A 26,857-nucleotide genomic window follows, 5' to 3' on the forward strand; every position below is an offset into this window, starting at 1 on the left:
GGTTTCAGCAGCTTTTACCAATTCGGTGATGTCGATAATCTGAACTACGCCGTTTTCGTCGTAATACACAAAATTATCTCCGTCGTAAGTCACGTTACCTTCTACCTTGGTTAAATATTCATTAAGAATGTTTTGAACCGTGGTGTTGTTGATGATTTCCTCGAATTTGTTGGTCACATCGGCAATGACGTTGATTTCAACTTTGTCTCCTGCCTCATTTTCGTAAGTATAGACACGGGAAGTAGCGTCTTGAACGATGGTCGTTACGGTTTCAGCAGCTTTTACCAATTCGGTGATGTCGATAATCTGAACTACGCCGTTTTCGTCGTAATACACAAAATTATCTCCGTCGTAAGTCACGTTACCTTCTACCTTGGTCAAATATTCGTTAAGAATGTTTTGAACCGTGGTGTTGTTGATGATGTCTTCGAATTTGTTCGTAACATCAGCAATGACGTTGATTTCAACTTTGTCTCCTGCCTCATTTTCGTAAGTATAGACACGGGAAGTAGCGTCTTGAACGATGGTCGTTACGGTTTCAGCCGCTTTTACCAATTCGGTGATATCAATAATCTGAACTACGCCGTTTTCGTCGTAATACACAAAATTATCTCCGTCGTAAGTCACGTTACCTTCAACCTTAGTCAAATATTCGTTAAGTATGTTTTGAACCGTGGTGTTGTTGATGATGTCTTCGAATTTGTTGGTCACATCGGCAATGACATTGATATCAAATGTGGCTCCTGCCTCATTTTCGTAAGTATAGACACGGGAAGTAGCATCTTGTACGATGGTCGTTACGGTTTCAGCCGCTTTTACCAATTCGGTGATATCGATAATCTGAACTACGCCGTTTTCGTCGTAATACACAAAATTATCTCCGTCGTAAGTCACATTACCTTCTACCTTGGTCAAATATTCATTAAGTATGTTTTGAACCGTGGTGTTGTTGATGATGTCTTCGAATTTGTTCGTAACATCAGCAATCACGTTGATTTCAACTTTGTCTCCTGCCTCATTTTCGTAAGTATAGACACGGGAAGTAGCGTCTTGAACGATGGTCGTTACGGTTTCAGCCGCTTTTACCAATTCGGTGATGTCGATAATCTGAACTACGCCGTTTTCGTCGTAATACACAAAATTATCTCCGTCGTAAGTCACGTTACCTTCTACCTTGGTCAAATATTCGTTAAGTATGTTTTGAACCGTGGTGTTGTTGATGATGTCTTCGAATTTGTTGGTTACATCGGCAATGACGTTGATATCAAATGTGGCTCCTGCCTCATTTTCGTAAGTATAGACACGGGTAGTAGCATCTTGTACGATGGTCGTTACGGTTTCAGCCGCTTTTACCAATTCGGTGATATCAATAATCTGAACTACGCCGTTTTCGTCGTAATACACAAAATTATCTCCGTCGTAAGTCACGTTCCCTTCAACCTTGGTCAAATATTCGTTAAGAATGTTTTGAACCGTGGTGTTGTTGATGATGTCTTCGAATTTGTTGGTTACATCGGCGATTACGTTGATATCAAATGTGTCTCCAGCCTCATTTTCGTAAGTATAGACACGTGTAGTAGCATTTTGAGCAATGGTCGTTACGGTTTCAGCCGCTTTTACCAATTCGGTGATATCAATAATCTGAACTACGCCGTTTTCGTCGTAATACACAAAGTTATCTCCGTCGTAAGTCACATTACCTTCTACCTTAGTCAAATATTCGTTAAGAATGTTTTGAACCGTGGTGTTGTTGATGATGTCTTCGAATTTGTTGGTTACATCGGCAATGACGTTAATATCAAATGTGGCTCCAGCCTCATTTTCGTAAGTATAGACACGGGTCGTAGCATTTTGAGCAATGGTCGTTACGGTTTCAGCATCTTTTACTAAATCGGTAATATTGATGATTTGTAAAACACCGTTTTCATCATAATAGTTGAAATTGGTACCATCATACGTTACATTTCCCTCTATTTTTGTGATGTATTGGTTTAAGATATCTTGAACTGTGGTGTTGTTTATGATCTCCTCGAATTTGTTGGTTACATCGGCAATGACGTTGATATCAACTGTTGCTCCAGCCTCATTTTCGTAAGTATAGATACGGGTAGTAGCATCTTGAACGATGGTCGTTACGGTTTCAGGGCTTGCGATATCCGATAGTAAAACGGAAACCACTTCTCCTTCACTATCCTCTAAAACCAACGCTCCATTAATAACGCTTAACTTAACGTTACTCGTATTTAAGAGCAAAGCAGTATCTTGGTCGCTGATTATTCGAGTCCATCTGTCTCTAAACCAGTAAAAGTAACCCGGTCTAATAGCTGCTGTATCGGTTGTATTGTATACAAGCAAACTCTCTACATTTCCATTTTGAATTGTGGCGTTGTCTGTAACACTGCTTAAAGCAATTTGAGGGATTAAAATCCCCTTGTCTGTCGATCGAACATCTAATTGAGATGACTTATGGGGATAATGAGTACCTACACCTACTTGCGAATACATCATACCACTTACAAATAAGGCTGCTAAGGGAAGTAATTTTTTCTTCATGTTGAAACAAATTATTTGAATTATTTTTCCGTTTTTCCTAAAGTAATAAGACCATCCATGCTCTTTATAGTAAAGAATAACTAACAAATCACATTTTTGATAAAACAATCACCATTTTCGATTATTAATACTTTAGAATGCGAATTTGGCGCTTATTTAAGAGAAATATGTGTCATATTGATGGCTGAATGTAGGTCTAATAATTTGGGACAATCGTAAAAATCAGCTGTTTACAAAAAAAATGAAGGATATAAAATGAAAATAAAAAAAAACGGTAGCTTTTATAAATTTTCTAGTACTTTAACCAGTTAATTCGAATAAATATGTTTTATATTCATCTTAAAGAATTCTATAATTTATCATCCATTCTCGATTATTTAATCTTAGATGTACAAATCGAGACTTTTTTGTCTTTATCTGCTTTAAAAAAAAACTTTAAAATAGCGCAAAAAACACCTTCCTATTCATTATGTTTATAAAAAGGCAAATAAAAGACAGATTTCAGCAACAACTGGCCCCATTATTATATTTAAAAAATAAATTAAAAATTAATTTATTTACTAAATTTTTAAACATAACACAATTAAGAACTTATTCTCTACTTTATTCATTTCTTTAAAATGTGGCCAAAGTCATTCTTTAGTGGAGACTCTACTAGCTCGCTCTATGGTTCAGGTCTTTTTTTCAAGGAGTATATTGCTTTCACATAAAAAGACCTGGAAAAGGCTCGCGCATACAGACCATCCTATTGTGTACTCCCAATAATCTTTAGTTTTGCGAATCACAGAGGTTTTAATCACCTATTTGTGTATATCACCGCTATTTCTAATCCAGCAAGATACGCTATCGAAAAACCACAGTATTCCCGTTTGTCCATCAAAATTTAAAGGGACTGGTTTGCAATGCCAGTTAAAATCACTCCGCAAAGTCAATGGCTCACAACTTATAAAAAGTGTGTTGTTGTTTGCGTTGCAAAACGATTTTTAAAAGATTGTTCCTGTGCTTTTATCACTTTAAGAAAACAAAAACAATATCCCTTGGTTTAGAAAAAGCTACAAGCCGTTTGTAATTTCAGTAAAAAACAAAAGGCCGTCTCGATTTACGAGACAGCCTTATACGTTTTTAACTTAAGTAAAAATTTTATTTTCATGAGTTAAAAAACAAAACTTATAAATAACTTTTAGAAAAAGCAAAGTGATTAACTAACAATAAAATAGGTATTTGTTCCACCAATAGTAAAAAAACTAGCGTAAGTATATTGCGCTTGGGAATAACTGTCAAGACCATGACAGGCTATAGTCTCGGGTAATCCAAGATGCGTACCTTCTGTTATTCCAGTACCAAATATATCGATTTTAAAAGCAACGCGATTCCAAGCAACTAAAGAAGCATAGGCTTGCGCTTGTGCAGGGAGAATCGTATTGACTGGCCCTCCTATACTGGTTTGCAATGTAAATCGTAGTCCGGTGCTAAACGCGCTAAAAGCAGCAAAATTATTATAGGTTACTGCTGAAGCTGTATTAGGACCTATATCCATATAGCCCGCCCAAGCACTTAAATTGTCTTGCGTACCCAATTCTGGGTAACACGAAGTCGTATTTGCTGCATATCCCTTAAAATGTAAGAGGTCGTTACTCGTTCCGTTAATAATTGTTAATGAACCTAAGGCATTAGCCTGATTTACAAAAAAACAAGTGATCGCAAGTAAAAATATTTTTTTCATAATTTAGTTGTTGTTGATTAATGATACATAGACTTTAAATCCAAGATTAATAACTTTATCTCTTTCGTGATTGGTAAGAGCAAGGAAGGTGGCATCGTCCATTCCGGAGGCATAAATCAGTTCTTTCGCAGGGGCATATAATCGCTCCTTATTACCATCCGAAAGTTCGGACCCCAACACTAATCGTTCCTCAGCTGTAGGCTGATTCTCGGGTAAATTAATCCATTTTAAGGCTTTCTTAAAATTAGTAATCTGATCATTAATGTCTTTAGATTGCAATTTTTCTGTGTTGATGTCGTTGCTTTCATCAGTTGATTTGGGCTCGTCGCTACAAGACGTAAAGCCGCACATTAGCACAGTTAAAAATGCGGAAATAATAAATTTTTTCATAATTTTAAGTTTTTGATTATATAAACATACAATTATTTACGCAGAAACAATAACGTTTTGTTAATTTTATTTTACAACAACCTTAACTATTGTCTTTTTAATAATTTCAAAACATACTCAATATAAATCCTAAAAAACAATAAAAACACACGGTAAACAGACAAAACTTTACTATAAACCATATAATAAAACGGTAGTACACCTAATAATACATTGTTGTAGTTCCGTTGTTCGAGAAGTTATAAAAACGGACATAGCTAATTTCAAGCTCTTTTATCGTTAAAATACTTGGCTGTGGTATTCGGAAAAACGGGCACAAAAAAAGCCGTCCCCAATGCGAGACGGCTTTTGATTTAAATACTATAATTACTTAAAAATCCATGTATTGATATTTTACACTAAGCGAAAAAACTGCGTATAGCCGTTGCAATTCGGTGTAATTCATCTTCTTCTAAATTAGAGCCAGAAGGTAAGCACAGACCTGTTTTAAACAAATCTTCTGCTACTTGACCACCATAATAGGCCGAACCTTCAAAAACAGGCTGTAGGTGCATGGGTTTCCAAAGCGGTCTTGACTCAATTTGGTCTTCCAATAAATGCAATCTTAGTTGTTCTGCTGTTTTTCCACAAATCTTTTCGTCTAAAGTAATGCAACTCAACCAATGGTTGGAGAAAAAATCAGCTGATGGTTCAACAAATACCGTAACTCCTGCAATATCTTGAAACAGTTGGCGGTAAAAAGAATTGTTGGCTCTGCGTTGTTGTACACGATCGGCCAATACTTCCATTTGTCCTCTACCTATACCCGCTGCAATATTACTCATACGGTAATTGTAACCGATTTGTGAATGCTGATAATGCGGTGCGTCATCACGTGCTTGAGTAGAAAGAAAAACCGCTTTATCCTTCGCTGCTTTGGTCTGACAAACCAAGGCACCACCACCTGAAGTGGTAATGATTTTATTGCCGTTAAAACTCAAAACACCAAAATCGCCAAAAGTACCACAGTTGACGCCTTTATAAGTACTACCCAAACCTTCAGCGGCATCCTCCACTACGGGAATGTCGTATTTTTTAGCTACTGCATGTATTTCTGTCACCTTATACGGCATACCATACAAATGCACGGCAATAATCGCTTTGGGTTTTATTCCTTGAGCTATTCGATCTTGTATCGCTTCCTCTAAGGCTATAGGACATAAATTCCATGTGTCTTTTTCACTGTCGATAAATACCGGAGTAGCGCCACAATAGGCTATCGGGTTGGCCGAAGCCGAAAAAGTCATAGTCTGACAAATTACTTCATCACCCGCTTTTACCCCCAATTCGATCAAAGCCAAATGCAATGCCGCTGTTCCACTATTCAACGCTGCTACAAAATATTTTTTATTTAAAAAGGACGCTAAGTCCTTTTCAAAATAATCTAAGCAATGTCCCTGTGCGGTAATCCAATTCATTTCAATAGCTTCACGAATATAATGCAATTCATTTCCTCCCATATGGGGAGAAGACAACCAAATTTTTGAATTCATTTTCTGCTTATTTTGGAGATCTAAAGATAATGTTAAATTTTAAAACCTAAAATAGATTTTTAAGGCTTGTTCCTTTTATGTAGCGGCTTTATTGCAATGCAATTTACAGACCTCTATTTTCATACTGGGCTAGAAATAGCAGAAAACAATAAAAATACGAACGTGAAACAGCTGGCGAATACCGTCTGTATAGTTGGAATAATTTGCGGCTGTTTAGCCGCTTAGTCCTCTGTAGGATATATGCAAATCTAAAGGCCTTTTGAGCCCTTTCTGCAACGGAATCAGAACATCCGGCTTAGTAGTCACAATTGGCATCGATGACAGTTTTTATCGCAGTAGTAAAAAAAAACCTTCTCTATTCCCACTACCATGGATTATAGAGAAGGTAAAATACTACGCTGCTTCTAAGTTCCTCTCGAGTCCTTAGACCCGTACATTTCAGTCTAAAACTATTCTACTTAAATATTTATATCATGAAAAAACAACTGAAATGAACGTGACGTAGATTTAAGAAAACAAATTCTCAAAAAGCAAGGAATTACATAAATGGCTAGTTTAAAAAACCCTTGAGACCGTTTTACAAATTCATAAAATTGTTGGCGAAAAAAACCAGATTTTAACTTACAGTAAATCCACTATCGTTCTTCGCATTTATCTAACGCTTATACGCGATTGTCGAGATTATTATTTTAGAGGCTGTCGCCTTTTTCGTTTTAAAAAACGTGAGCACCACTGCCTTAAGACACTCGGCTTATCTACCGGCCGTGGTAACTCACGCAACATCCGCAATATCAATTTAAAATCTCCATTGTTATTAACAACAGGCTTTATTCGAGATTCTAAAATTGCTTTTTAGCATAGGCATTTACACAGAGTCGCTATTGTATAAAACCCGTACTATTAAGGATAGACGTAGGAACCTTAATTCCCAAAATCGCTGTACAGACCCATGCTAGCGTGTTAAAACATCGGCAAGCCCAGCGCTTAAAATAATGAATGTCGTTTCCCTTACAAACATTGCGAATTTTAATCAAAAAATATAAAAAAATGAGCATTCTCATTAAAGACGTGCAAACAAACTCCCTTGCGCTTGTAAAATATTTCAAATAAAAGCTATAAATCAAGCTCCTAACATCGAATTTCGGGCATTGGCTCGTTATTCCATTTTTAATTTTATTATATAACAAATACGTCGTTACTTTCGTTGTATTCATCTACAAAAAGCATCCCTTTCAAAGCAGCTCTTTTACTTAACGAAAAGTGATGCCTTCTACTCCTTTTATAGTCGCTTAGAACCGTTTTTTAAAGTATCTGTAGTTGGTTTAATAACAAGCATCACATTTAAAAAAAGCAAACCTTATTATCAGTTCCTACTTTAAACCTTAAAAAATGATGTAGAGCGAGCCTCCATAAGCGGTGTGCTTTATTTAGTCTATTGACGCCTCACATCAAAACAAGTACTAAAAGAACTTTTAACGTTGTAAACCTTATACCTACCTTAACATTTTCACTCCCTAATCGCGGTATTTAGGATACCTTTATCGAACGTATTGAGTCAAAAATATAAAAAAAAATAAAAGTAACCTATAAGTGTCCTGATTTTTTTTGTTAAAATTCGAAATTTACTTTTATGGATAAAGAGAACTTCAAAGAAGAAAACGAAGCACTGGGCTATCGCATCCGAGAACTCAGGGAAAGCTATGTGAACGAAAAGATTTCACAAGAAGAATTGGGTCTAAAAACAGGGAACGCCAAAAAGACGATTGGCGCGATAGAACGTGGAACTACGAATCCCACTTACGAAACTTTACTCAAAATAAGTAAAGAGCTCGGTTTAAGCATTAATCAGTTGTTCGATTTTGATATGAAAAAATATATCGAATTATCCAAACAGTACAAGCGGGGCAAGTAAGTTTTACTTAGGGATTCGTAACCGCTGAGCAGTAATTGGTGGCGAGTTGAGAAGCGGCTTCTTGATCCAAAACATATTCCACATTTTTAAATTGCTGTAGAAAGGAAGCGGGAATATGGGACGATATCCCTCCTTCAAGGGCTTGTTGAATGATATCGGCTTTGCGTTGTGACAGGGCCAACAAAATGATCTCCTTGGCCTGAGTAATGGTTTTGACACCCATAGTAATCGCCTGACTGGGAACGTGTTCTTTACCTCCAAAGTCGGCTATGGCGTCGGATATGGTTAGGTCGTTTAAATGCACCAAACGCGTTGTGGAATGCACTAAGGATCCCGGTTCGTTAAAACCGATATGCCCCGTACGTCCAATGCCCAACAACTGCAAATCCAATCCACCAAAGTCCTGTATTTTCTTTTCATAAAGCGCACAGTGTGCCTGTACCGCCTCTAAATTCAACGTACCGTCAGGGATATGAATGTTTTCCGAAGGCATATCCACGTGGTTAAACAGGTTGACATTCATAAAAGAACGGTAGCTTTGTTCATCGACCGCTTGCATCGGATAATACTCATCCAAGTTAAAAGTCACCACAGATTTAAAGCTCAATCCCTCATATTGATGCAATCGAATCAATTCTTTATATACCAATTTAGGCGTCGCTCCTGTAGCCAATCCCAAGACTGTTTTTTGACCTAATTCGCTCTTTTTTACGATTAAAGATGCGATGCGCCCCGCCACATAAAGAGATGCTGTTTCACTATTGGGATATACTTTTATAAATTTTTCTTCTTGATTATTCAATGGTTGGGGGGTTTAAATAAAACGTTCTTTGACATCATCGCAGCCTTCATTCAAAAATACAAAAAAAAACTAAAAAAAACAATGTTCTAATCGCAAATAAGGCCCATTTAGTATAGGTTCTCCTTTTTTTTAAAGTCGGGTTAATTTCATTCGAACAGCTCGAATCCCTGCTATTCCTTCTAACATTTACGCGTACAGTCCCCAAGCATTCACTAATTTATCTATCCGTATGGCTGTGTATTTTATTTGAAACCACCGACAGCGGGATACGATAGCGCAACACTCTCACCAAGAAAGCTGTTAATCATTTGTATATCTTATTTCAATCCGTTACTTTTGAGTAGTTACAATCCAAACGCAAAACTTATGGAAACAAAAGATTTAAAGCCAAAAAGGCATATCGGACGCAACATTTGTCGCCTCCGTGAAATCAGGGGGATGAAACAAGAAACCTTAGCCGAAATATTGGGTATTAGCCAACAAAAATTGTCCTTAATCGAAAATACCGAAGAATTGGAAGATCAAAAAATCACAGAGATTGCCAAAGCACTAGAAGTAAACACGGAAACCATTAAAAGTTATTCAGACGAAAAGGTTTTGAGCATTATCAACAATACTTTTCATGATAACGCCTTTCAAAATGGTGTCACTAACTACACACCAACCTTCAACCCCATCGACAAGGTCGCCGAACTCTACGAACGGTTATTAAAAGCCGAACAAGAAAAAGTAGCCTTTTTGGAGCAATTGCTAAATAAGAAGGAGTAATTGGTTTTACAGTATACTACAGCCTTGTTTTGCGGCAAGGCTTTGTGGAGGTAGTAATCGAAAACAGCGTTAATGCAATCCTTCATTTAATTTGAGTCTCTTAACCAAATATTCCATTATCCATTCCGGCACTTGGTCTGTATGAAACCTTACTTTATCGCCTACTTTTTCAAAAAAGATACTTCTTTCGTTTTCAATAGAACTATCGCAAATATATGCCCTGTCAACGGCTAAAAAAGCATCTTTTAATAACTCTAAAGAGGCGTAATACCGTTTCTCAATCTTGCTTTCCTCAACATCATGTCCGCCCTTTAACACTCTTATCTTGACTCTGCTTTTATTAATTGCAGGGTCGCTTGTACTTATAAAATATAAATAAGTTTTAAATCCTTTTTCTTTAGCTTCTTTCAGAAAAGAAACCTTAGAGGCATGAGACATGACCGTTTCAAATGAAAAGGATTTGTCGCACTCTAATAAAATATATCTAAAAAATTCTGCTATAACCGCAGCAAAATAACTATTAACCATACCACTTACTAACAACGTATTGTCAACAATAGTAACTTGTTTTACGTCGATGCTTTTATACCTTAAATCCTCTGTATTTTTAATTATAAAAGAATCCCAGTCTTCTTGACTAACAAGAGAGGGAAAATAATCTGAACATTTGAGTTTGTTCTCATTGGTATGTAAAATTTGCTCTATATCATCTGCATTAATATAATAACCGATAGAGCACTGTTTCTGAATTTCTTTGACAAAGGTAGATTTCCCAGCCCCATTTGGTCTAGCAATCATTCTAAAACGTTTCACTTACTTCTTCAAAGTTCAAGGTAAATTCCCTTTTCTGCGTGGTTAATTGTACCGTAGTGAAACGTGATTTTCTCAACACTCTACGGTTTCCGTTCGCACTAACTTCTATTAATTCATTTCCTTGAACTATACTGTAATTCAAATTCAACGCCTCGTTTTCCAATACAGCATTGGACCACGCCTCACTTTGAATAAAGTTCAGTCCAGCTAATTTTAAATCTACTGTTTTCATAATATTCTTGGTTTTGGATAATGTAAAGATACGTAAAATTAATTGTTTTTATACCTTTCAGACTTGGGGTATAGACGAAAAGGTTTTGAGCATTATAAATAACACTTTTAATAGCAACGACAACGCTACTATCAACGGTGGAAGAGCAACTAATTACTCTCCTAGCTTCAACCCTATCGACAAGGTCGCCGAACTCTACGAAAGACTATTAAAAGCCGAACAAGAAAAAGTAGCCTTTTTGGAGCAATTGCTAAATAAGAAGGAGTAATTGGTTTTATAGTACACTACAGCCTTGTTTTGCGGCAAGGCTTTATTTTAAAATTTAGGTATTAGCATAATTTAAATGCGCTGTAACACTATAAAGTAGCGTTTCTAGCTATAACTTGATTTGCATCTAGAGTCTTCCCTGTAGAGATTAAAGCCCCTCCTCCCACATAAACTCCGGGATAAACACTTACAAAATCCTCAATTATTACATCGTGATCAATAGTCGAATTGGCATTGATTATACAGTGCTTCCCAATTACAGTTCCTGTCTGGATTACAGCATTAGCAAAAACTACCGTACCCTCTCCTATTATTACATCAGTAGCGATTTGCGCCGAGGGATGGATGATGGTTGCAAATGAATGAGAAATTGTCTTTGAAATACGCTTTCTTACTTCATTATTGCCAATTCCTATAATTAGAGGAACAGCAGCATTAAATTCAGCATTATAAGGAAAATCTCTATCTTCAAAATATTCAACTGTGGCGCTGCTATCCTTTTTTAAAATAGCATCGGCAATGACCTGTGCATGTCCGCCCTTACCATATATTAACCAAGAATCCATGTTTATTGAATGTTGTATTTTTTAATTAAACTGCGTTTTAAAACCAAGTAAACAGCACTTAGACCAAATAGCAAGCCGATACCAAATAAGATTTGAGTAGTGACGCTACAATCACTTACCGCGATAACAAGATATCCCACTATAAATTGAATTACCGCATAGGCAACAGACACGGCTAGTTTATTTTTCTTAGCTTCATTACTCAACAGCTGATACAGATGCGAGCGATGCGCTTTAAATATATTTTCTTTTTTAAGAGCACGGCGAAATATTGTCCAAACTGTGTCAATCCCATAAATTGCCAAAAACAATATATATATAAAATTCTCTGTCTTAATCAGTAACATGCCCAACATAAACAATACTATAAAAGCCATACTTACACTACCAACGTCACCGGCAAAACATTTCGCTTTTACTCTAATATTAAAAAACCCAAAGACTACAGTCCCGATTATACTATAGTATATCAAACTGGGATCAATAAAGTTCACTTGTAAATTCACAATGGCTAACAATCCTAAAACAGCTAAGCTATACAAGGCCGTTATACCGTTAATACCATCCATAAAATTGTAAGCATTGATTGTTCCAATCACCACAATCAAACTCAGTAGTATCCAGATTACAGAAAGGTCGAATAAGCCCCACTGCTGAAACATCAATAACACAGACACCAGGTGTATAAATAAACGAATCTTGTTAGACAGCGTAAATACATCATCTAAGAAACTGATTAAAGTTATCAATGTAAGTCCTAAGAAAAACCAAGGATATTCAAAACCAGAATATAAAAAAAATGCCATTACCGCAAAATAAAACACTATTCCCCCACCACGAAGGGTGACCTCAGAGTGAGAACTTCTTTCATTGGGTTTGTCGATAATATTAAACTTATCGGCTATTTTGAAATAAACCCATTCAGTAACAAACAGTAAAATAACGAGTACTAAATAATGCATTTTTATTAGAATTATGTCTTTAAATTAACTAGAAATTGTATTGAAATTATTTTTATTTAAAAGAAGTTACTGTTTTCTTAAGTCCTTCCGATGCTGAATATGGTAAATTTTCTATTCCCAAAGCTTTTTTTATTTTAGAATTTGAAACTTTGTAGTTTTCGGTTAGTTTCTTTAGTCGCTCAGTGTTCAATGGCAAACCAACTTTATCGCCTATTATAGCTATTGTATCCATAAATTTCTTATTTATTGACCATAATTTTGCCTGCTTATTAGACGCTGAAGCGATCAATCGAACTAACTCATTCGTTGACAATGATTTGTCATCTGCAAAATTATAAACTCCAGATTTAACGTTTTTATTAATTAATAGCTGGTATATTAAAAAATTCAAATTATCAATACTTAAAAAAGAACGTTTATTGTCATAAGCCGCAAGTGGCCAAGGAATTCCCTTATTGACAATTTTATACAGTAAATTGAGATTTCCTTTATTTCCTGGCCCGTGAATCATACATGGTCTAATAATCAACAAACGTTTACCCTCTGGTAGGGTTTTACTTATAAGATATTGTTCCGCTTGTAATTTCGACTGTCCATAAGGTGTCATTGGCCTGCCAATAACCTCCTCGTACAAAACACCTTCCACAGTATCTGCGACCGCCTTAACAGAGCTAAAATAAATAAAATCCTTTATATTGCTCTCTAAAAACACATCAAACAACACTTTTGTCAATGTTGTATTAATATCAAAATACTCACTAGCCTCAGCCGTATTTGAAGTATCATGCGCCTTACCAGCTAAATGAATCAAAGCATCGGATTCGAGATCTATTTGAGATATCCAAGTCGTGTTGCGCATCGAAAGCGATGCTACTTGATGACTTTGACCTATCAGGAAATTCGTCAAGTTTTGACCGACAAACCCAGATGTTCCCGTGATTGTTATTTTCATGATATATTACTTAACAAAATTGTCATATATTTCTAGATGTTTTTCTATAACATCTTTTACATCAAATTCTCTTTCTGCCTTTTCTCTAGAAGCTTTTCCCATTTGAATGATACAGTCTTTATCCTTCACAAGTTTTTCGATAGCCTTTGCCAGCTCATTAACAGAATACACAGGTACTTTATATCCATTGACTCCCTCATCAACACATTCTCTACAACCAACAGCGTCTGTAGTTATTATTGCTTTACCAACCGCACAAGCCTCAATTAATGTCTTCGGCATTCCCTCTCTATAAGATGGTAATACTACAATATGAGAGTCATTATAAATTGAAACCATATTTTGTTGATATCCCACCCATTTAACGTAAGAACCATCTTGCCAATCATTTAAATATTGGGCAGAAACACCTGCCTTATTCTCTTCGTCGGCCAAACCCGCTAAAACAAATTGAATCTGATGCCTATAGGTTTCTTTTAAGATATCCGAAGCTTCTTTTAGCTCCCTTACTCCTTTATCCCATAACATCCGAACTGGAAATAAAATTTTAACCACATCAAAAGGAGGAAATTCTGCTTGTTTAAATTTAGTCAAATCAACTCCCGAACCTTTTATACGAACAATACGATTAATAGGACTCACTACTCCTACCTTAGTTAGTTCAGATTGGTCGTCTGCATTTTGAAAAATAATAGTCAAATTTTGACGGTTAAATCCAAATTTCATCAATCTAAGCATTATTCTCTGTACAATTCCTTGACGTCCACTCGTAAAATTATATCCTAATCCGCTAACCGCATTAAGAACTCCTTTTACACCAAGTAACCTAGCCACTATAGATCCGTAAATAACCGGTTTAAGAGTAATATGATGTACTACATCCGGTTTAATCTTCCGATATAGCTTCCGAAAATCATTCAATGTTTTTAACTCATTTAATGGATTTGTTCCAGAACGCGAAAATTTAAAATCGATAAATGTAATTCCATCTATATTAATCTCCTGCCCACGACCAGTATCTTCCGCAGCAACAAATACTTTCCATCCCCGTTTTACCGCTTCTTGAGCGATGCATAAACGATGAGAAATAAAAAACCAATCTACGTTGGCGACCATTAAAAGGGTTTTCATAGTTTATTATTTTTTAAAAAAAAGTAACCAGTTTTTTTATGCAGATTTTTCCACAAGAAAGATATATAAACCCCATGTTTTATGATTTATCACTACCCTCAAAAAAGAAATTAACACCATACGAAATCCTATAAGAAACTTCCTTTAACATATCTGTTACTGCAAAATTATTATAAAGCATAAAATCATTGACAACTTCTGAAATCGGATAGACCAAATTAAAGGTTTCACAGATCCCGTTTTTTTACAAAATTGAATATTGATTACTCTACACCATTAGTTTCCATTATTCTCAAGTCAAAAAACCGTATGGAACATTTCCAATTTATCCTAGACCATACCCACAGTCTATGCCTTAAGTATGTGTGAACGTGCAATAATTGATTTTCCCTTTTGCAAAGTTTATAAAAATTCCATAGGAAAACCAATTTAGCTAATGGAGCAATTGTACAAGTCTTTTATACAGCTACAGAATTTCCGTCATGCTAAAGAACCGCTCCCAAATCTTTTCAACAAGAAGAAAAACTAACCACTTCAAAACCCTGTTGGGTCATAAAATGATGCTGGTCTTGTAAAAGTTTTTCTAAAGAAATAGGAACAGTGGTTATACGAATCAGCTTAGTTTTTATTAATATTCTTTATCAATTTAGCAGGAACCCCTCCTATTAGCGAATTCTCAGCAAACGTTTTGTTTACAACTGCACCAGCAGCGACTACAGAACGTTTCTTTATTTCTACGCCTGATAAAATTCTTACTCCGCAACCAATCCATACATCATCGTTTATAATAATTTCACTAAAGGTCTCTTTATTATATTTTATGGGAATACGTTCATCATCCCAAGTATGGTTTGTCGAAATTAATGATGACGCATGAGCAATAGACACATCATTGCCAATAGTAATACCGCCTGCCCCTTCAATATAACACATGGGATGAATACTTACATTATTACCTATTTGAATATTTTGTAAATTGAACAAAAACACATTAGGTTGTACTGAAACATTATCACCTATGCTTTGACAACAATTTTTCAGAAATACATATCGCAACAAAAGACCTAATTTCCCATTAATATTTCTAGCCATTCTAAGAAAATAAGCATTTCCTCTTTTTCCGAACAAACCAAAAAAAGACACCAATACATTTATGATAACTTTAAATTTACCAAATTGTTTTCTACCCGTTTTTCTCATTATACTGCTCCTTTTTTGCTTGTTTTATTAAGATAAATATTTAATAGTACTCCTAATGGGACAGCAAAAAAAGTAGTTATAGGATATTTATTATTTTTAAAAACATTCTTTTTCGTAAATATACCACTACTAACATAATGAATAGCATTCTTAAATCGCTCAGAAAAGCTGGTAGCTAATCGCATCCGTTCTTGGCGGTAAAACATAAAGGAATTAGGTGCTTTTTTAAACTGACTAAATTTATTCTTTGACAAACCATCCTCAAGGTATTCAACTATACACAAGGGCTTATTTATAATCCATAAATCATAATCCAAATCGATCAGTCGATATAGATAACCTGGAGCAGGAAATTTTTCTCCTTTAAAAGAAGGATAGGGCGGATAGCTACTAATAACGCTTGTTCTATAAATAAATTTTTTATCCCCCTTTACGCCCCGTCTTTCAAAATCGCGGAACTTTATAGAAGATAGACCCTCTGGAAATTCAGTACCCACAACATTACCGTTCTTAAAAACATCTAAACCTACCAAGCCACCGATTTGAGAATTCCCCTTAACTACCCTCCAAACCTTAAAAATTTCATCTAAGGCGTTGTCCGTTAAATAATCGTCCGAATCAACACATACACAGAGTTCTGTTTCAATAATTTGATGAATAAAGTTGAGTTTAGCCATCTTTCCTTCATTTTCTTGTTTGTAAAAGATGATTTTAAACGGCGCTATTTTCATCCATTTTTGAACCAAATGCTCCGTATCATCAGTAGAACCATCATCGACTATCAGCCATTCAAAATCTCTATTCTGTTGAAGCTGTTTACACAAACTATCGTACAATTGATGCAAACAATAACCCCTATTGTAGGTAGGTGTATATACAGTTATTTTATTTTCTATATACTTTGTCATGTTTTTTACTTTATTTATTTTGATACTCAGGCCTTAACACTAAAATGTATCTGAAAAGAACCCAGATTAAGATACAAAATTTAAAAATTCCAAGTACGAACGTAATATCTAACCGATGGGAATAGAACAACAAATAAGTAAAGCTGGAAATATAAATTAGGTTAAAAAAACTCAACCCATTTGTCAAAATATTATTATTAAAATTACTTACTATTTTGTTCATCAATAGATATATGATGATAAAACCTAAAAAACCAGAAATTGCAATTAACTCGGCGTACAATGAAGAAGCCAATCCCCAATGAATATCTACATATTGATTTGCCAAAATCGCAGAATAACGAGGATAATTTTCACCTGTTAGTAAAGAGAAAAAATCACCTCCTCCAGGGACAATACTGAAAATCCTATGAAACAAATATTCTATAGACAAATTGATATCATGATTTATAGAATAATTTAAATTATAAATTACAGCTGTAGGATCTCCAATCAATTGTGCCATCACTAAATCATAATTTAATCCGCCAATGATTGAGGCTAATTCTCCTAAACTTGCTCCCTTTACAACTGCATAGATATATTTAAAAATTGCCATCCCAATAGCAAAAGCAATTCCAAGTATAAATAAAGGGAATTTACTTATCAATCGAATTTTGTTAAATCTGAACATTACAAATGCACATGATATTAAGGTTACAACAAAATAAGACCTTGCCCCATATAAAAGAAAAGAAAATAAAATAAAGAAATAAACAGCTAACGAAATCCATTTTCGATAAAACAAGGAAACTGGTAACATAATCATAGACAGTACAACACTTATTTGTATCAGTGCTATTCGCTCTTCGTTTGTTGATTTACTAGCAACTAAGTAATTGGAAAAACCCAACTGAAATACCCCAATTAAAAAGACTGAAAAAATGAATACCGTTAAGAAATTAATTCTTTTCGAAGTAAGCTTATTTAGGTAACCTCGGGTTTCATATTTAATTATTGGTTTTTTTTTATTATCACTTTTAATCATAAAACATAGTGAAGCAATAAATGCAAAACCATAAACCATATATACTATGGGATTAATGGACTGATTCATCACAACACCTAAAAGCGATATTTTTCCTATCACTAAAGGTAGGGAATAATATAACAATCCCCCAAATAGAATGGTAAACAAATCTACCGATCTCTTTTTAAATAGCATATAACAAAGCGCTATAAAATAGATTAATATAAATATATAATACATTATTTTAATATAATTGGTTCGTTTACTCTTATAAAATCCTCCATATACTCTATACCATCCACATCTAACAGCACTGTTTTACAATTAAATTCTAAACCTTCATATAATGCCGTAGAGAAAACCCCCACCTGATATTCGCAAATCGCCATTAAATAATACATATCTTTTTGATTGGTAACAATCTCTATATCCAATAATTCCTTGAGCTTAATCAAGCTCTTGTTGTTTTGCCAAATTTCAAATTCACCAGGGTGTAATTTATAAATAATTTTTTTTTCTTTAAAAAATTCTATGTTGTCTAACAACTTTTGTGCTACTTTTTCGCTGATAGCAGTCTGAGACAAAATCAAAAAACTGTTTCTAATTTTTGTCTTATCTGAAAATTGTTTCTTTTTAATTTCAAGATATCTAAATTTATCTACAACTATATTGTGTTCCGCTAGAGGAAAATCACTCATTTTCGTCCAATTAGCTCCCCATACTAACAGTTCATCTGGAAAATAATGTAGTGGCTTCGTTATGTTTGGAAAACTATATCCCAAATGATACTTGGATATAATACCGTGCTGCAATTCCATAACTTTAATATTGTTTTCTTTTGCTGCCTTAGTAATTGGTGCATAGTAATATGCGGTCGTTAAATAGATAGAAGAAGGCGTTACTTTCTTAAATATTTTTGAATAAATATCGTAGTATAAATTAAACTGCTTTACTTTATTTTCTAAAAAACTTAAAAAGGAAAAGTTTCCCCCATACTGCTGATTAATGTCATTTTCTATCGAACGGATTAAATCTATTTCTCCCTGATTTAACAGTTGTTTTTTGGCAATAAAAAAATATTTTACATACACCAACTGCTTCACCCAATCCAAAATATGTACGGCATGTTTATTTTTTCTGACATGATTGCCTTGATAGTCGCCTTCAAAATCAACTATAGTTTGACTCGTACTTAATTCGTCTATTAAAAAATTGGTATATATATCAATATAGTCCTCATTAACTTTAACCGATCTAGTGTGACTTAAAAAGATGGTATCGTATTTTCTTAATGTCCAAAAGTTATTAGTCAGAATATTTTTAAAGCTCTTAACAAAAAACCAGATTCTGTTTAGTTTTGACTTTCTTTTTGTTTGAGGAGTCAATACACCTATGGAAACAGCTAAATTGTAATAAAACTGCATTCGAATATACTCCCATATATATACATCATTTATCTTCAGATCAAAAAGTTGATATTTTTCTTCCAAATGCCAAATAAACTCGCACAATTCTTTTACGCTATTAGATGATTCTCTATTCACTTAGTTGATATTTTTAATTTGTTTTATTAATCTATAACAAAACAATAAATTATGTACTTTCCCTTTAATATAAACTACCAAAATTTCTCCTTATCTTTCAAATCATGATAATGTTCTATATCTCTTTGCTTAAATACTTTTGCGGGATGTCCTCCTGCAATGGAATATTTAGGGATATTACTAACTACTACACTACCCGCTTGGATAATTGATCCTTCACCAATCGTAACTCCCCCCATTATCATAACACCTTGTCCCAACCAAACATTATCCTCAATAGTCACATCTTTCTTTATATATTGACCATCATAAGGGATAGCCTCTCCCTCATAATTATGATATTGAACAATTATTACACATTCTGGACCAGAATGAAAATTATCTCCGATATAAACATTACCTCCTTTAGAAATCATCATTCCATTAAAATGAACATTATTCCCTAGATGAACATTACTGCCTATGAAAGACTTCTGGTTTACCTTTATTTTTCCTTTATAACTACCACATCTTTTCTTTGTCAAAAGTGTCCAAAACAAGCTTTTTCCTTTACGGTAATATTTAGTTAACAACATAAAAAATTAAAAATTAAATTAATACTTATCTTTTTTATTACAACGATATATAAACATTTAGCTAAACTACACATATTTATTAAATCCATTATGCCAGACTGCATAGCCCCTTTACTGTATCATATTTTTTCTATCTATCTCTAAATTTAAACCAAGGCATCGGATACAGTTTGTTAGAATACCACCATACAGCAACAAACATAAAAATATAGGATATTAAAGTAGCTTGAGCCGAACCAACAGCTCCATTCATCTTAATCAAAAAATAATTGGCAATCATATTTATCACAGCAGCTGAAAACGTAATGATTCCTAAATATGATGTTTTTCCTACGTGAACACCGTACGGAAATACCAAAGTATACATACCGAAAAAGGCATAACCCAATGCAATCCAAATCACATGTACAAAAGCCCCGTGGTAATGCTTAGTTGTCATAAGTGGCAATAAAAAGTAGGAAATAAAAGTTATTAAAAAAGCCAAGCATACAAATCCGATACCTACCAAATAAGTTGCTTTGACGATTTTTACTTTACTTTCCATTTTGTCTTTTGCTAATAACTCATACACCCAAGGTGTCCAAGTCTGATTAAATGCCGTTGTAAACAAAATCATAATCATTCCAAACTGATAACCTACAGTATAAATCCCCATTTCGGCTTTCCCTACCATTTGATCTATAAAAATTCGATCGCCAAATGCCATAATTACCCCACCTAATGCGTGGGGTATTAATGGTATTGAAATTTTTAAAATCTCCTTGATTTGAACACGATCAAAAATAAAGGTTAAATAACCATTTTTCCAAATACGATAAAATGATATAGCGCCTATAATTATCGTACTTAACAACATTCCAGTAGTACGTCCCTCCCATCCAAAATTATAAACAACAATTAGAAGTATGGTTAAAGAAAGATCAATAATGGTCTTAGAAATTTCAAATGCGCCGTATTGCAATGCTTTTTTACTATTTCTTAAAATCGTTAGATTAAAATCATTAAAAACGTTCATATAAGCAATGATAGGTAAAGCAAAAATCCATCTTTCTGGAATATCAAAACGAGTCCCTCCTAAATACAAATAGATGGAAATTAAAATCAATACTATAACGAAAGTCCCTGTTAAGACTACCATCAGATTATAAACCAACTTTGCAATAAACTCCTTGGACTGGGAGAAAAAATTTCTAGTGATATTATTTTGCATGTTCATGCCAATAAACGGCATAACAAAACTAACCATCACCTGATAAATCGCCAATACCCCATACTCTTCTGGCGATAAATATTTGGTCAAAATTGGAAGCAGTAAAAAAGGAATCGCCTTATTAATTACTGAAGTTCCAAGATAAACAGCAAAGCCTTGTAAGAGATTTCCTCTAAATAAGGATAAAATTTTTTCTTTCATTTACTTTAAAGCGCCATATATTATCAGCACATTTTTAGTGTATTATTATTATTTCTTTCGCATAAAAAGCACCTTGTTTTCTTTCAAAATTTAAAAACACCAATATTCAAAATGAATAAATCTGGGGATATCTGAAATATTAACCCTAAGCATCAAACCGAGTTTCATAGAAATCGTAGTTCAATTGACACTATCTTAACTCTTAGTAATTGAGTAACTGTAAGACATTTTATGCTGTAAAATAGCTAAATCTCTAAAAGTACAATTGTCTTGCAGCTACTAATAGTATCAAAATCATCTTATCTAATACCTTCTAAATACTAAAACAAACAATATTTCTATCCGGTCTTAATTCACTAAAGTGCTACTTGGGACGGTATTTTATTAAAAAATCACCCGCATTGTTTTTACTCCCCGTTAATACAACATAATAATCCTTTATTCTATATTTTTCCAAACGATTACATCATCTTCCGCTATATCAGTAGCTGCGATTTTTCCAATTACACTATCTATATACTTAGGAGAAACCCCATGAGCCGGTCTTTTAAAGGTCAAATCAGCCGCATCAATAAGCTTACCTTTAGGTATTGCTCTGGTAGCCACTAAACTTCTTCTAGCTTCTCTTCTCGATGTTGCCTCTGCTTCAAGAGCAATAATTTTGAAACCGCCAAGTATTTCAAATGTGCTATCAAGATTCTTTCTAAACAACTTCAAATCCTCTTTATCCATAGCATGATAGTGATCATTTCCAGGAAGTGACTTGTCGTGCGTAAAATGCTTTTCAATGATTATACTTCCTAAAAGCGTAGCAATTTCACACACTTTCATATCATTGGGTAAAGTGTGATCACTATAGCCAATTAATTTATCAGGGAATCTAGCTTTTAAATCCATTATCATTCCCAAATTTGCATTTTCATCTGGAGTAGGATAATTAAGTACACAATGAAGTAATGCTACCGGGTTTCCTAGTTTTTCTATCCAACTTACCGCCTCAATAATTTCACTCAAATCACTTGCTCCAGTTGAAAGAATTATAGGCTTCCCAAACGAACACATATATTCTATAAATGGCTTGTTTGTAATATCACTAGAAGATATTTTAAAAACATCCATCATTTCATTTAAAAATGTCGCTGATTCTACATCAAATGGAGTACTTAAGAATTCAATTCCAATATGATCACAGTAATTTTTCAATTCTTGCATCTCGTCTTTCCAAAAACCTTGATGTTTCATAAAAAGTTCGTGCTGACTTTTTGTTGGTTCTTTGGTAGTATCCCAATATGCTGGTGAATTTTTGGAAGCAATGGTATCCGCTTTATAGGTTTGGAATTTAGCTGCATCAGCCCCGCCTTCTTTTGCCTCATCAACTAATCTTTTCGCCAACTCCATGCTTCCTTCATAATTCACACCTATCTCTGCAATTATATAAGGTTTATGTAATTTATTTTCGTACGGATTTATATCACTAAAAAGTTCTTTAAGTTTCATTCTCTATTCGTTTATTAAGTTTTGTATTAGTTTTATAACTGATTCTCTTCCTTTTTTTAAATCTTTTTGCCCCATAAGTTCATGCATACGTAATCGGGTTTCAAAAGACTCTACTAATTCTATAAAATTGTTCTTTAATTCTGTATTGTCAAGCATATAACCCAACCCCAAATTCAAAAATCCGAATTGACTACTTGCAAAAAAGTGAGTCAATTCTCGTTCATTTTGTGCTAAAACTAATGCTGGAGTACCTACACTAGAAATCTCAAATATTGTTCTGCCTGCTGAAGTAAAAACCAAATCAGCTTGCTGCATATAAGTAGAGATATTTGGTGTGTTTTTTATAATATTAACATCCTTAAATACTTCTAAAGTATCGAATTTATCATAACCAAACCCTGTTATAACATTGATTAAAACACCATTATTCCGACAATAGTTCCCGATGGCATCCAAAACTTTTTTTGTATAATTATTAGGATCAACCCCTCCAAAAGTAATCAATATACTTTTTACTTCTCTATTTATCTCTTTTCGCTTTGAATAGATAAATTCATCTCGGAGTAGAAAGTACTTGTGCCCAAAATAATGATTTGACAAGACGCTTTTCTCTGGATATATAGCATTGATAACCAAATCGGCTTTTTTAGCCCCAGCTCCCAAATCTTCAAAATTTATTACTTTAAACTCAAAATTCTTAAGATTTAATACATACTCCTCTGATGTATCCAGTCTGTCATTAATAACAATATCAGGATTGATTTCCTTAATATCATTTACTATATCATCACTAATTTGCATAGAAACGGCATAGTTTTTAGAAGCAATCTTGTCATAAGCTAATTGACTTTCTTTATCAACTAAAAATGAGATTTTATGGTTTAAAATATCGTTAGCTATTAATAGTGTATTATACACATGCCCTAGTCCAACAATATTATTTCCAGTTACTACAAAAAGTATGTGTTTCTTTCTAATATGATATTCGCAAATATTCCAATCTTCGTATGTATCAATATCTAATTCTTCCCCATTAGACAAAACAAATAATTCGATATTCGCTCCTATCCTACTTTCTTTAGTAACAATATCTTTTCTACTTATAAAAAAGCCTCCTGTTTCCGAAAAATTTGGTGTTAGATATTGTCTATTAACCCTTTTTTCGTAATTCGGTAAAAACTTGTTGTCTACTTTCCGCCAAGATAAATGTGTATCATCTTTGGCTGAAATAATCGTATCAATAGCAACATTACCTAAAGCCTGCTCTAAAGCACTATCAAGCGAAATTGTTCTCAAGAGCGGTGAAGTTGGTTGCATCGTAACCACATAATCATACTCTTTATTCTCAACCTCTTTCGCATATTCATAGCAAGAATAAATAACCGGATCAAGGGTAGTGTTATCCTTGGCTATTGCTACGTCTCGTCTATGAACTTTTGCCCCAAACTGAATTGCTGTTTGAAGTATTTCCTCATCCTCACTAGACACATACACATCTAGATTAAATTTTGAATTTAATGCAGTTGCTATCGAATAATAAATTAAAGGTTTACCAGCTAATAATCTCAAATTTTTTCTTGGAATTCCCTTTGACCCTCCTCTAGCAGGTATTACAACAAGTATGTTATTCATAATCTATTTATATTCTTTAGGCATATTATTAAATATTTGCTATGATCTGCTTACAATCTCTCATCACATCGATCTCCTAAAACTCCCTTTACATCATATAAAATGGACTCTTTCTTTTGTAAAGCAGTAATATCCAAACTTAAAAATTCTTTATGTGCTACACCCAAAACGACACCATCAAATTGTTTTGTAGGTAAACTGTCCAAACTATCAATACCGTATTCGTGTTTTACTTCTGCCGGATTGGCCCATGGATCAAAAGTCGTTACTTTGATGCTGTAGTCTTCCAAAGCACGAATAACGTCAACTATTTTGGTGTTGCGTACATCGGGGCAATTTTCTTTAAAAGTCACACCCAACATCAATACTTCAGCGCCATTGACCTTAATGTTTTTCTTGATTAATGTTTTTACTACTTGAGAAGCCACGTATTCTCCCATAGAGTCGTTTAAACGACGACCGGCCAAAATAATCTCCGGGTGGTAACCGTGCTCTTGTGCTTTTTGAGCCAAATAATAGGGATCCACACCAATACAATGCCCACCTACTAGACCCGGCTTAAACGGTAAGAAATTCCATTTGGTTCCGGCAGCTTCCAAAACTGCATGGGTATCGATATTTAACAAATTAAAAATTTTAGCCAATTCATTGACAAAGGCAATATTAATATCGCGTTGGGAATTTTCGATGACTTTGGCCGCTTCCGCTACTTTTATAGTCGGTGCCAAATGCGTACCGGCTATAATAACCGATTTGTATAATTCGTTGACTACTTGTCCTATTTCTGGAGTAGAACCCGCTGTTACTTTTAGAATTTTTTCAACGGTATGCTCTTTATCTCCTGGATTGATACGCTCTGGCGAATAACCGGCAAAGAAGTCTACATTAAATTTTAAACCGGAAACCCGCTCCAAAACCGGAATACACTCTTCTTCTGTAGCGCCCGGATATACCGTAGATTCATAGATAACAATATCGCCCTTTTTTAATACTTTACCCACCGTTTCCGAAGATTTGTATAAAGGGGTTAAGTCCGGACGGTTGTTTTTATCGACTGGTGTCGGTACCGTAACCACATATACATTACAGTCGGAAATGTCTCCTAAATCATAAGAACAGTATAAACCCGTCTGGTTTTTAGAATCCGTAAATTCTGGCGTATTATATATATGAGGGTTTTCTGTCAACAATACCGATTGTAGCAGTTCATCACTGACTTCAAGGGTTCTGTCGGTACCCGAACGCAATTCTGCAATTCTAGATTTGTTGATATCAAAACCGATTACGGCATATTTTGTCGCGAATAAACGCGCTAAAGGCAAGCCTACATAACCTAGGCCTATCACTGCTATTTTGTGTTGTAAATTACTCATCTGAAAATATTGATTCTATGATTTCACATCCCTTTCGGGTTTTCTTTTTGTTTCTTTGAGGCTACTGAAAAGCCCTTCTTTTCTCTTTACTTTAAGTTTTGCCAATACCAGCCAACAGCTTCTGCAAGTCCTTGTTTAATATTATGCGTTGGCTCGTAATTCAACAAGCTCTTAGCCTTATCGATTGATGCTAAGGAATGTGGAATATCGCCTTGACGATTGGGACCGTGTAACACGGCTACCTCTCCAATAGCCTGATCAAAGGCTGTCAAATATTCTTTGAGGTAAGCAACCAACTCATTTAGGGTTGTTCGATCGCCCACAGCCGTATTGTAAACCGTATTGATCGCTTCGGGTTTTTGCGTTAACATGGCGCGTTCGTTCATTTGAATCACGTTGTCTATATAGGTAAAATCTCTAGAGAAATCGCCTGTACCGTTGATCAGCGGGCTTTGGTGGTTCATAAATTGTTTAACAAATAGGGGAATAACCGCAGCATAGGCACCGTTGGGATCTTGACGTCGTCCAAAGACATTAAAATAACGCAAACCTATGGTTTCCAATCCGTAGGTTTTACTAAAGATATCGGCATACAATTCGTTGACATATTTGGTAATGGCATAAGGTGATAAGGGTTTACCGATTTGATCTTCCACTTTTGGCAAGGCTACCGAATCCCCATAAGTCGAAGAACTGGCAGCATATACAAAGCGTTTTACCTGGGCATCTCGTGCCGCTACTAACATGTTTAAAAAACCCGACACGTTGACGTCGTTAGTGGTGATTGGATCATTTATAGAACGGGGTACCGAACCCAAAGCCGCTTGATGCAACACATAGTCCACGCCTTTTACCGCTTTATGGCAATCGTCTAGGTTTCTAATATCGCCTTCGATTAATTCAAAAAGCGGATTTTCTATAAACGGAGCCACATTATGACGGTGACCCGTTGCAAAATTATCCAAAACCACTACTTGGTAATTTTGTTTTAAAAAGTGTTCGCATAAATTGGAACCGATAAATCCTGCCCCTCCTGTTATTAAAATTTTTGCCATGGTCTTTATATATACTGATATCTTAATTTCATTTTTTGACTCTATGTAAA

The 26,857-nt window shown here is 34.6% G+C and carries 24 protein-coding genes; 3 read left to right on the forward strand and 21 right to left on the reverse strand.

Annotation, left to right across the window (positions count from 1 at the left end):
• From KO524_RS00005 to KO524_RS00020, 4 genes are all read right to left on the reverse strand, one after another.
• Nucleotides 1-2,553: hypothetical protein (locus KO524_RS00005; protein WP_219287931.1), on the reverse strand; the 2,553-nt coding region annotated here is incomplete at its 3' end.
• Nucleotides 2,554-3,751: 1,198 nt separating this feature from the next.
• A complete protein-coding gene (locus KO524_RS00010; protein ID WP_219287933.1) occupies nt 3,752-4,276 on the reverse strand; it encodes a hypothetical protein in 525 nt (174 codons plus the stop codon).
• Between the two features lie 3 nt (nt 4,277-4,279).
• On the reverse strand, nt 4,280-4,666 hold the full coding sequence (locus tag KO524_RS00015) for a hypothetical protein (protein ID WP_219287935.1): 387 nt from the start codon (nt 4,664-4,666) through the stop codon (nt 4,280-4,282).
• A 398-nt stretch (nt 4,667-5,064) separates the two neighbouring features.
• Nucleotides 5,065-6,198 carry a DegT/DnrJ/EryC1/StrS aminotransferase family protein gene (locus KO524_RS00020; protein WP_219287937.1) on the reverse strand — a complete coding sequence of 378 codons (1,134 nt, stop codon included), beginning with the start codon at nt 6,196-6,198 and terminating at the stop codon, nt 5,065-5,067.
• A 1,630-nt stretch (nt 6,199-7,828) separates the two neighbouring features.
• Between KO524_RS00020 and KO524_RS00025 the strand changes: the two genes are divergently transcribed.
• Complete coding sequence (locus tag KO524_RS00025) at nt 7,829-8,110, forward strand: helix-turn-helix domain-containing protein (RefSeq protein WP_219287939.1); 282 nt, start codon at nt 7,829-7,831, stop codon at nt 8,108-8,110.
• A gap of 7 nt (nt 8,111-8,117) precedes the next feature.
• On the opposite strand, the gene nagB is transcribed toward KO524_RS00025, so the two are convergent.
• Entirely contained in the window at nt 8,118-8,912 is a 795-nt protein-coding gene (gene nagB, locus KO524_RS00030; protein ID WP_219287941.1) for a glucosamine-6-phosphate deaminase, read from the reverse strand.
• Between the two features lie 366 nt (nt 8,913-9,278).
• Here nagB and KO524_RS00035 point away from each other — a divergent pair, with 366 nt between their 5' ends.
• Entirely contained in the window at nt 9,279-9,680 is a 402-nt protein-coding gene (locus KO524_RS00035; protein ID WP_219287943.1) for a helix-turn-helix domain-containing protein, read from the forward strand.
• Nucleotides 9,681-9,749: 69 nt separating this feature from the next.
• Here KO524_RS00035 and KO524_RS00040 read toward each other — a convergent pair whose 3' ends face one another.
• Together KO524_RS00040 and KO524_RS00045 are read right to left on the reverse strand one after the other, a co-directional pair.
• Entirely contained in the window at nt 9,750-10,478 is a 729-nt protein-coding gene (locus KO524_RS00040; RefSeq protein ID WP_219287944.1) for a hypothetical protein, read from the reverse strand.
• Between the two features lies 1 nt (nt 10,479).
• Entirely contained in the window at nt 10,480-10,725 is a 246-nt protein-coding gene (locus KO524_RS00045) for a hypothetical protein (RefSeq protein ID WP_219287946.1), read from the reverse strand.
• Between the two features lie 13 nt (nt 10,726-10,738).
• Here KO524_RS00045 and KO524_RS00050 point away from each other — a divergent pair, with 13 nt between their 5' ends.
• Entirely contained in the window at nt 10,739-10,993 is a 255-nt protein-coding gene (locus KO524_RS00050; RefSeq protein ID WP_219287948.1) for a hypothetical protein, read from the forward strand.
• An 88-nt stretch (nt 10,994-11,081) separates the two neighbouring features.
• On the opposite strand, the gene KO524_RS00055 is transcribed toward KO524_RS00050, so the two are convergent.
• The 14 genes from KO524_RS00055 to KO524_RS00120 form a co-directional block, all read right to left on the reverse strand.
• Nucleotides 11,082-11,558, reverse strand: coding sequence for a transferase (locus KO524_RS00055; RefSeq protein WP_219287950.1), 477 nt, complete (start codon nt 11,556-11,558; stop codon nt 11,082-11,084).
• Nucleotides 11,559-11,560: 2 nt separating this feature from the next.
• Nucleotides 11,561-12,520 carry a glycosyltransferase family 4 protein gene (locus KO524_RS00060; protein WP_219287952.1) on the reverse strand — a complete coding sequence of 320 codons (960 nt, stop codon included), beginning with the start codon at nt 12,518-12,520 and terminating at the stop codon, nt 11,561-11,563.
• Between the two features lie 52 nt (nt 12,521-12,572).
• On the reverse strand, nt 12,573-13,472 hold the full coding sequence (locus tag KO524_RS00065; RefSeq protein ID WP_219287954.1) for an NAD-dependent epimerase/dehydratase family protein: 900 nt from the start codon (nt 13,470-13,472) through the stop codon (nt 12,573-12,575).
• A gap of 6 nt (nt 13,473-13,478) precedes the next feature.
• Nucleotides 13,479-14,603, reverse strand: a complete 1,125-nt coding sequence (locus KO524_RS00070; RefSeq protein ID WP_255555078.1) for a glycosyltransferase family 4 protein — start codon at nt 14,601-14,603, stop codon at nt 13,479-13,481.
• A gap of 618 nt (nt 14,604-15,221) precedes the next feature.
• Complete coding sequence (locus KO524_RS00075; protein ID WP_219287956.1) at nt 15,222-15,803, reverse strand: acyltransferase; 582 nt, start codon at nt 15,801-15,803, stop codon at nt 15,222-15,224.
• Nucleotides 15,803-16,711, reverse strand: coding sequence for a glycosyltransferase family A protein (locus KO524_RS00080; RefSeq protein WP_219287958.1), 909 nt, complete (start codon nt 16,709-16,711; stop codon nt 15,803-15,805). The genes KO524_RS00075 and KO524_RS00080 overlap by 1 nt, the downstream gene beginning before the upstream one ends.
• Before the next feature lie 10 nt (nt 16,712-16,721).
• Nucleotides 16,722-17,888, reverse strand: a complete 1,167-nt coding sequence (locus KO524_RS00085; RefSeq protein ID WP_219287960.1) for an O-antigen polymerase — start codon at nt 17,886-17,888, stop codon at nt 16,722-16,724.
• 71 nt (nt 17,889-17,959) lie between these two features.
• The gene (locus tag KO524_RS00090) at nt 17,960-19,264 is read right to left on the reverse strand and encodes a hypothetical protein (RefSeq protein ID WP_219287962.1); all 1,305 of its coding nucleotides are present in this window, start codon (nt 19,262-19,264) and stop codon (nt 17,960-17,962) included.
• 74 nt (nt 19,265-19,338) lie between these two features.
• On the reverse strand, nt 19,339-19,839 hold the full coding sequence (locus KO524_RS00095) for a DapH/DapD/GlmU-related protein (protein WP_219287964.1): 501 nt from the start codon (nt 19,837-19,839) through the stop codon (nt 19,339-19,341).
• A gap of 130 nt (nt 19,840-19,969) precedes the next feature.
• Nucleotides 19,970-21,250, reverse strand: coding sequence for an oligosaccharide flippase family protein (locus tag KO524_RS00100; RefSeq protein WP_219287966.1), 1,281 nt, complete (start codon nt 21,248-21,250; stop codon nt 19,970-19,972).
• Between the two features lie 438 nt (nt 21,251-21,688).
• Nucleotides 21,689-22,747, reverse strand: coding sequence for an N-acetylneuraminate synthase family protein (locus tag KO524_RS00105; protein WP_219287967.1), 1,059 nt, complete (start codon nt 22,745-22,747; stop codon nt 21,689-21,691).
• Between the two features lie 3 nt (nt 22,748-22,750).
• Complete coding sequence (locus KO524_RS00110; protein WP_219287969.1) at nt 22,751-24,379, reverse strand: cytidylyltransferase domain-containing protein; 1,629 nt, start codon at nt 24,377-24,379, stop codon at nt 22,751-22,753.
• A gap of 50 nt (nt 24,380-24,429) precedes the next feature.
• Nucleotides 24,430-25,752 carry a nucleotide sugar dehydrogenase gene (locus KO524_RS00115; RefSeq protein WP_219287971.1) on the reverse strand — a complete coding sequence of 441 codons (1,323 nt, stop codon included), beginning with the start codon at nt 25,750-25,752 and terminating at the stop codon, nt 24,430-24,432.
• Between the two features lie 86 nt (nt 25,753-25,838).
• A complete protein-coding gene (locus tag KO524_RS00120) occupies nt 25,839-26,807 on the reverse strand; it encodes an SDR family oxidoreductase (protein ID WP_219287973.1) in 969 nt (322 codons plus the stop codon).
• Between the last annotated feature and the right edge of the window lie 50 nt (nt 26,808-26,857).

The organism is Flavobacterium sp. NKUCC04_CG, assembly GCF_019345525.1.
Classification (GTDB): domain Bacteria; phylum Bacteroidota; class Bacteroidia; order Flavobacteriales; family Flavobacteriaceae; genus Flavobacterium.

Excerpts from the sequence above, each read along its gene's own strand:
- KO524_RS00010 (WP_219287933.1), bottom strand. The coding sequence starts at position 4,276 with ATGAAAAAAATATTTTTACTTGCGATCACTTGTTTTTTTGTAAATCAG.
- KO524_RS00015 (WP_219287935.1), bottom strand. The coding sequence starts at position 4,666 with ATGAAAAAATTTATTATTTCCGCATTTTTAACTGTGCTAATGTGCGGC.
- KO524_RS00020 (WP_219287937.1), bottom strand. The coding sequence starts at position 6,198 with ATGAATTCAAAAATTTGGTTGTCTTCTCCCCATATGGGAGGAAATGAA.
- KO524_RS00025 (WP_219287939.1), top strand. The coding sequence starts at position 7,829 with ATGGATAAAGAGAACTTCAAAGAAGAAAACGAAGCACTGGGCTATCGC.
- KO524_RS00035 (WP_219287943.1), top strand. The coding sequence starts at position 9,279 with ATGGAAACAAAAGATTTAAAGCCAAAAAGGCATATCGGACGCAACATT.
- KO524_RS00040 (WP_219287944.1), bottom strand. The coding sequence starts at position 10,478 with ATGATTGCTAGACCAAATGGGGCTGGGAAATCTACCTTTGTCAAAGAA.
- KO524_RS00045 (WP_219287946.1), bottom strand. The coding sequence starts at position 10,725 with ATGAAAACAGTAGATTTAAAATTAGCTGGACTGAACTTTATTCAAAGT.
- KO524_RS00055 (WP_219287950.1), bottom strand. The coding sequence starts at position 11,558 with ATGGATTCTTGGTTAATATATGGTAAGGGCGGACATGCACAGGTCATT.
- KO524_RS00060 (WP_219287952.1), bottom strand. The coding sequence starts at position 12,520 with ATGCATTATTTAGTACTCGTTATTTTACTGTTTGTTACTGAATGGGTT.
- KO524_RS00065 (WP_219287954.1), bottom strand. The coding sequence starts at position 13,472 with ATGAAAATAACAATCACGGGAACATCTGGGTTTGTCGGTCAAAACTTG.
- KO524_RS00070 (WP_255555078.1), bottom strand. The coding sequence starts at position 14,603 with ATGAAAACCCTTTTAATGGTCGCCAACGTAGATTGGTTTTTTATTTCT.
- KO524_RS00075 (WP_219287956.1), bottom strand. The coding sequence starts at position 15,803 with ATGAGAAAAACGGGTAGAAAACAATTTGGTAAATTTAAAGTTATCATA.
- KO524_RS00080 (WP_219287958.1), bottom strand. The coding sequence starts at position 16,711 with ATGACAAAGTATATAGAAAATAAAATAACTGTATATACACCTACCTAC.
- KO524_RS00095 (WP_219287964.1), bottom strand. The coding sequence starts at position 19,839 with ATGTTGTTAACTAAATATTACCGTAAAGGAAAAAGCTTGTTTTGGACA.
- KO524_RS00100 (WP_219287966.1), bottom strand. The coding sequence starts at position 21,250 with ATGAAAGAAAAAATTTTATCCTTATTTAGAGGAAATCTCTTACAAGGC.
- KO524_RS00105 (WP_219287967.1), bottom strand. The coding sequence starts at position 22,747 with ATGAAACTTAAAGAACTTTTTAGTGATATAAATCCGTACGAAAATAAA.
- KO524_RS00110 (WP_219287969.1), bottom strand. The coding sequence starts at position 24,379 with ATGAATAACATACTTGTTGTAATACCTGCTAGAGGAGGGTCAAAGGGA.
- KO524_RS00115 (WP_219287971.1), bottom strand. The coding sequence starts at position 25,752 with ATGAGTAATTTACAACACAAAATAGCAGTGATAGGCCTAGGTTATGTA.
- KO524_RS00120 (WP_219287973.1), bottom strand. The coding sequence starts at position 26,807 with ATGGCAAAAATTTTAATAACAGGAGGGGCAGGATTTATCGGTTCCAAT.